Annotated in this window: 6 protein-coding genes; all 6 read right to left on the bottom strand. The window is 70.3% G+C overall.

Annotated elements, in window-relative coordinates:
- Positions 1-805, bottom strand: an 805-nt coding sequence (locus tag CH341_RS27070; protein WP_111422067.1) for a 50S ribosomal protein L11 methyltransferase, incomplete at its 3' end; no start/stop codon positions are given.
- A gap of 344 nt (positions 806-1,149) precedes the next feature.
- Positions 1,150-1,761 carry a L,D-transpeptidase gene (locus tag CH341_RS27065; RefSeq protein ID WP_111422066.1) on the bottom strand — a complete coding sequence of 204 codons (612 nt, stop codon included), beginning with the start codon at positions 1,759-1,761 and terminating at the stop codon, positions 1,150-1,152.
- A gap of 137 nt (positions 1,762-1,898) precedes the next feature.
- Positions 1,899-2,426: a GlcG/HbpS family heme-binding protein gene (locus tag CH341_RS27060; RefSeq protein WP_111422065.1), complete on the bottom strand. Its 528-nt coding sequence runs from the start codon at positions 2,424-2,426 to the stop codon at positions 1,899-1,901.
- A 111-nt stretch (positions 2,427-2,537) separates the two neighbouring features.
- Positions 2,538-2,867, bottom strand: coding sequence for a helix-turn-helix domain-containing protein (locus tag CH341_RS27055; RefSeq protein WP_111422064.1), 330 nt, complete (start codon positions 2,865-2,867; stop codon positions 2,538-2,540).
- Positions 2,852-3,178 (bottom strand): type II toxin-antitoxin system RelE/ParE family toxin, encoded by a 327-nt coding sequence (locus tag CH341_RS27050; protein WP_245431272.1) that lies wholly within the window; start codon positions 3,176-3,178, stop codon positions 2,852-2,854. Before CH341_RS27050 ends, CH341_RS27055 begins: the two co-directional genes overlap by 16 nt.
- A gap of 107 nt (positions 3,179-3,285) precedes the next feature.
- Positions 3,286-5,952, bottom strand: coding sequence for an ATP-dependent helicase (locus tag CH341_RS27045; RefSeq protein WP_111422062.1), 2,667 nt, complete (start codon positions 5,950-5,952; stop codon positions 3,286-3,288).
- Between the last annotated feature and the right edge of the window lie 153 nt (positions 5,953-6,105).

Below are 6,105 nucleotides of genomic sequence, written 5' to 3'. Positions count from 1 at the left end.
GATCGATCGTTCCGGCGGGCGCTCCCGCGACGTGCTGAGCGCCGTCGAGGCGGCGCTGAAGAAGCGGCCCAAGGTCGACGAGCCGCGCCCGCCCGCGCTGCCGGAAGGCCGGAGCCGTCAGGCCGGCCGCGGTCGCCACGACCACGAATCCTCCCGCCCGATTGAGTCGCACGTTCTCGCGCGCCACCCGCACCGCCGCGGGATCGATGTCGCTCGCCAGCACGCCGCGTCGCAGCGCCCGCGCGGCCGCGATCGCCAGCACGCCGGTGCCGGTGCCGATGTCGAGGATGGCCGGGCCGCGGCGCGGCCGCCGCGGCCGCACCGGGCGGCGTGTCTCCGCCTTGAGGATCCGGTCGAGCGCCAGCAGGCAGCCCCGGGTCGTGCCGTGATGGCCGGTGCCGAAGGCGAGCGCCGCGTCGATCTCGATGCCGATCCGGCTCGGCGGCACGCGGGCGCGGTCGTGCGCGCCGTGCACCACGAACCGGCCGGCCGGCACCGGGGCGAGGCCCTCCAGCGAGGCCGCGACCCAGTCCTTCTGCGACAGGCTGTCGAACTCGAGTCCGGCGGCCGTCTCCTGGTCCGCGGCGAGCGCCACGAGGGCGCGAACGGCCTCGCGATCCGGCTCGTGCTCGAAATAGACCTCGACGCCCCAGCTCCGTTCATCCGGCATCTCGTAGGCCGCGACGGCGGTCTCCTCCGGATCGAAGCTTTCACCGAGCAGGTCGGCGATCCGGCGGGCCTGGGGCTCGGTGGTGACGAGCCGGGCGACCGTGGAGGGGCGGGCGGGTTGAAGTCCTTCGCGCATGCCGCTGGTGTCGCGCGGCTGCGGCCGCGGCGCAAGGGGCAGGTCGCGATCGTCCTGACCGGGCGCCCGCTTGGTCGGGCGCTGTCCTCACAATCCACATTAACGAGGACGGCCGTGGGCCGGGATTCATCCGGGATCTCAACAGTGGTTTCTTAACGAGTATGGTTAATGCTTTGTAAATGTAGGTTTTCTGAGCCGATGACGAGGCTGGCCGCGCGGTGTCGCGATCCTGTCACGACGGCGGCCGGGCGACGTCGTCCGGCCGGGTAATCGGGCGTGTGATCAACATCTTGTCCACAGGGCTTCCACAGACTTGTCCACAGCCGCCCGGGGCCTGCGCCGGCTCACCAGCGCTGGTACGGATACGGCTGGTACGGCTGATATGACGGATACGGCTGATACGACCGGTAGGTCGGCGCCCCGTATGGAGCCGTGGAATAGACGGCGCGCGGCGGCTGGTAGGAGACCTCGGGCTCGGCCTCCGGCGCCACCCGGGGCGCCCGGGCCACGGCCGCCGGTGCCGATCCGCCGACCACGATGCGGGTGCTGCCGGCCCCTTGCTGCTTCACCAGCGAGAACAGCGTCGCAGCATTCGACGGGTGCAGCCGGACGCAGCCGTGCGAGGCGGGCCCGCCGAGTCGCGCGATGTCGTAGGAGCCGTGGATCGCGTAGCCCCCGTGGAAGAAGATCGAGTAGGGCATCGGCGAATTGTAATATTTCTTCGAGAAGTAGGTTCGATGCAGCCGCTGGGGCGAGTAGGTCCCGTTCGGCGTGCCGAAGCCGGCGCGTCCGGTCGACACCGGCCAGGAGTAGCGCGGTGTCCCGTCGACCACGACCGACATGGTCTGAGTCGACTTGTCGATCCGCACCAGCAGCGCCGCGTCGGCGGAGGCGAACGGAACCACGAGCGCCGCGGCGAGAATCGCCGGGCGGACCAGCACGCGAAAAAGGGCCATGGGTTTCACTCGGTACAGGAGCTGACGGGTTGGATGCGCGACTCAACGCCTTCACGGGGGTTCGGTTCCCCCCTGCTCGGGACATGGTTAGCGCAGGACGCGCGGGCCGCCCGACGGAGGGGCCCGCGCGACGACTCTCACTTCAGGTCGGCCGCGATCTTGTCGAGCCCGGCCTTGGCGCACACCTCGTCGCGCTCGCCGCCGGGCGCGCCCGATACGCCGATCGCCCCGATCACGTCGTCGCCGACCTTCACGGGCAGTGCGCCCGCCAGCGCGATGAAGCCCGGCAGCGTGGCCTGGGCCGAGGCCGTCGGCGCGGTCGCCGGATCGGCCACGCGCTTGGCGAAATCGGCCGAGGACATCCGCACCGTGCGGGCCGTATAGGCCTTGCGCCGGCTGTTCTCGACCGTGTGGGGCGAGGCGCCGTCGCCGCGCAGCACCACGCGGGTCTCCCCCTCGCGGCCGAGCACCGTGACGGTGACGCGATAGCCCTGCGCCTTGCAGGTCTCGGCGGCGGCCTGCGCCATCGCGAGCGACTGGGCGAGCGACAGGCTCTTTTCGGTCAGAAGCTCGGCCGAGGCGGGTCCGGCGGCCGCGACCGTCAGCGCTGCAGCGAACGACGCCGCGAGCGCGACCGGCGCGCTGCGGTTGTTTCCGATCGTCATGATGTCCTCCCGTACGCCGCACTCTTGTGGTGCAGCCGGCGCAGCCTAGGCGGCGCGACGCCGTACGAGCGAACCACGTTTCGTCACATGTGCGTCAGGTCGGCAGAGCAATCAGTCGGATGCGGTCTTGGCCAGGGCCCGCTTCACGGCCTTGGGCTCGTTCTTGATGACGGTGATCAGGGCGCGCGCCGCTCCGGACGGATGGCGTGTGCCGAGCTCCCACTTGCGCACCGTGCCGACCCCGGTGCCGATCAACTCGGCGAACTCGCGTTGTGAGAGGCCGAGCTTGAGGCGTGCCTCGCGCGCATCGGTCTCCTCCGGCGCGATTTTGTGAACGACTGCCCCGGTTCGTTTGCCCGAGGCCTGGTCCAGGCCTTCGTGCAGGCTGGCCCTGATATCGTCGGCGAGGCGGGAGGGCCGATTGCTCAAGCTCTTGTCCATCGTCGTATCAGCTCCTTCGTGAGGCCCGCGAATTCCCGACGTTCGGAGGCGCTCAGGTCGGCCTTTTCGTTCTTCGCGTACAGAGCGAGCAGAAAAATCGGCACCTGCGGGTCGTGAAAGAAGTAGACGACCCGAGCGCCGCCGCGTTTTCCTATTCCGCTGCGCCCGACGCGAAGCTTTCTGAGTCCGCCGGTGCCCGGAATGAGATCGCCGCACGTCGGATCAAAGGCGATGAGATCGACGACCGCGGCCTGCTCGTCGGTCGTCAACAAGGCATTGGCGCGGGCCCGATAGCCGGCGAGTTCGACCACGGAGACGGGTGGACGACGCATCCCGCAGTGTACCCCAATGGGGCTTGTCGATCAAGCGGCGTCCCGGGTCGCTGCGGCGTTGTCGTCCAGTGTCGCGGCGAGCCCTCTCACGCCTTGTTCAGGAAGCTGTCCACCACCTTCTTCTCGCCGGCCTTGTCGAACTGGATGGTGAGCTTGTTGCCGTCGACGGCGCGCACGCGGCCGTAGCCGAACTTTTGGTGGAACACCCGGTCGCCGCGCGAAAAGGCCGAGGGGGCGCCGGTCGAGCGGGCGACCAGCTCGCCCTCGATGGTCACCGGGGCGCGGCGGGGCGGCGTCCCACTGGCGGACGAGGCCGCGAAGCTCGGCGCAGGCCTCGCGGCAGCGGGCTTGAACGCGCCGTTGGTGCCACCGCCCGGCGCGCGGCTCGCGCCGACGTCGCGCATGCGGCCGGCCGGCTCGTCCGGCTCGACCTGCGAATACTCGTGCGGATCCTCCTCGAACCCGCCGCGGCTTTTCTGCGCGCGGCGCCAGCCCGGGGTCGTGTAGCTCGATCCGAACGCGGCCGTGGTGTCGAAGCGTGACCCGTAGGCGTTGCCGTAGCCGCCGAAGCCGCCCTTCGCCTCGCGCACCTCGACGTGCTGCTCGGGCAGCTCGTCCAAGAAACGCGACGGCAGGCTCGACGTCCACGAGCCGTGGATGCGCCGGTTCGACACGAACGAAATTCTCGCGTTCTTGCGCGCTCGTGTGATGCCGACGTGAGCCAGCCGCCGTTCCTCCTCCAGGCCGGCGCGGCCATTCTCGTCGAGCGAGCGCTGGTGCGGCAGCAGGCCTTCCTCCCAGCCGGGCAGGAAGACCGTGTCGAACTCCAGGCCCTTGGCGGCGTGCAGCGTCATGATCGACACCGCCTCGTGGTCCTCGCCGCGGTCCGTGTCCATCACCAGCGCGACGTGCTCCAGGAAGCCCTGGAGATTCTCGAACTCCTCCATGGAGCGCACCAGCTCCTTGAGGTTCTCCAGGCGGCCGGCGGCGTCGGCGGAGCGGTCCTTCTGCCACATCTCGGTGTAGCCGGATTCGTCCAGCACGATCTCGGCCAGCTCGTTGTGGGGAAGCGTGTCGCGCTGCGCCCGCCAGCGGTCGAACGCGGCGACGAGGTCGCGCAGCGCCGCCCGCGGCTTCGGCTTCACGGCCTCGCTGGTGCCCATGGCGCGGGCCGCCTCGATGAGCGGCACGCCGCGGGCCCGGGCGAGATCGTGCAGGTTCTGCAGCGCCGCGTCGCCGAGCCCGCGCTTCGGCACGTTGACGATGCGCTCGAAGGCGAGGTCGTCGGCCGGCTGGTTGACCAGGCGCAGATACGCCATGGCGTCGCGGATCTCGGCGCGCTCGTAGAAGCGCGGGCCGCCGATGACGCGATAGGGCAGGCCGAGGGTGACGAAGCGGTCCTCGAACTCGCGCATCTGAAACGAGGCGCGCACCAGGATGGCGATCTCGTCGAGCCGGTGGCCCTGACGCTGGAGCTGCTCGATCTCCTCGCCGACCGCGCGCGCCTCCTCCTCGGAGTCCCACGCGGTCGAGACCACGACGCGCTCGCCGGCCTCGCCCTCGGAGCGCAGCGTCTTGCCGAGCCGTCCCTCGTTGTGGGCGATCAGGTGCGAGGCGGCGCCCAGGATGTGCGCGGTCGAGCGATAGTTGCGCTCCAGCCGGATCACCTTGGCGCCCGGGAAGTCGTGGTCGAAGCGCAGGATGTTGTCGACCTCGGCGCCGCGCCAGCCATAGATCGACTGGTCGTCGTCACCGACGCAGCAGATGTTCTTGGGCGGGCCGAGAGGGGCCACGTCCTTCGAGACGCCCGCGCTGTGCGCGGGCTCCTCAGGACGAGGTGTTGGAGCGGAGATCGCCGATGCCGGCTCTTCTCTGGCCTCATCCTGAGGAGCGGCGCGCAGCGCCGCGTCTCGAAGGACGAGGTCGGCCGCGGCGGTTCCACTCGTCCGCTGCGCCAGGAGGCGCAGCCACAGGTACTGCGCGACGTTGGTGTCCTGGTACTCGTCGACCAGGATGTACTTGAACCGCGTCTGGTACTGCCGCAGCACCTCGGGGTGCTGGCGGAACAGCCGGATCGTCTCCAGCAGCAGGTCGCCGAAGTCGGCGGCGTTGAGCGTCTTCAGCCGGGCCTGGTAGGCCGCGTAGAGGTCGCGGCCACGGCCGTTGGCGAAGGTCGCGCCTTCGCCGGCCGAAACCTGGTCGGGCGACAGGCCGCGATTCTTCCACGAGTCGATCTGGTTCGCGAGCAGCCGCGCCGGCCAGCGCTTCTCGTCGATGTTCTCGGCCGCGATGAGCTGCTTGAGCAGGCGGATCTGGTCGTCGACGTCGAGGATGGTGAAGTCGGGCTTGAGGTTCACCAGCTCGGCGTGGCGACGCAGGATCTTCGCCCCGATCGAGTGGAAGGTGCCGAGCCAGGGCATGCCCTCGACGGCCTCGCCCACCATCGCGCCGATGCGGGTCTTCATCTCGCGCGCCGCCTTGTTGGTGAAGGTGACGGAGAGGATCTCGCTGGCGCGCGCCCGGCCGAGGCTGAGGATGTGGGCGATGCGTGTGGTCAGCACCCGGGTCTTGCCGGTGCCGGCGCCGGCCAGCACCAGCACGGCGCCGTCGAGCGTCTCGACCGCCTCGCGCTGCTCGGGGTTCAGGCCTTCGAGATAGGGGGCGCGATGGGCGCCGCGGGCGCGCGCCGTGATGCTGCCGGCCGCCGGGGCAGGGGGCGCAGGCTCGAAGGATCGCTTGAAGGGGTCGGACATTCCGGTTCCAGGTCGCCGGCGGGGACGCCGGCCGGGCTCGTGGGCCCGTGACGCCGGCCCAGATTCACGAATCGTTCGTCCTAAAGATGGCACCCGCGCCGGCGCAAGGGGAGGGGTGGGCGAGGCTGTGGATGGCGGGGCGGGCGCGCTCCT

The sequence above is a fragment of the Rhodoplanes roseus genome, assembly GCF_003258865.1.
In the GTDB taxonomy this organism is placed as follows: Bacteria; Pseudomonadota; Alphaproteobacteria; order Rhizobiales; family Xanthobacteraceae; genus Rhodoplanes; species Rhodoplanes roseus.
The sequence above is the reverse complement of the archived record's forward strand: the minus strand, read 5'-3'. Positions and strand labels throughout refer to the sequence as shown.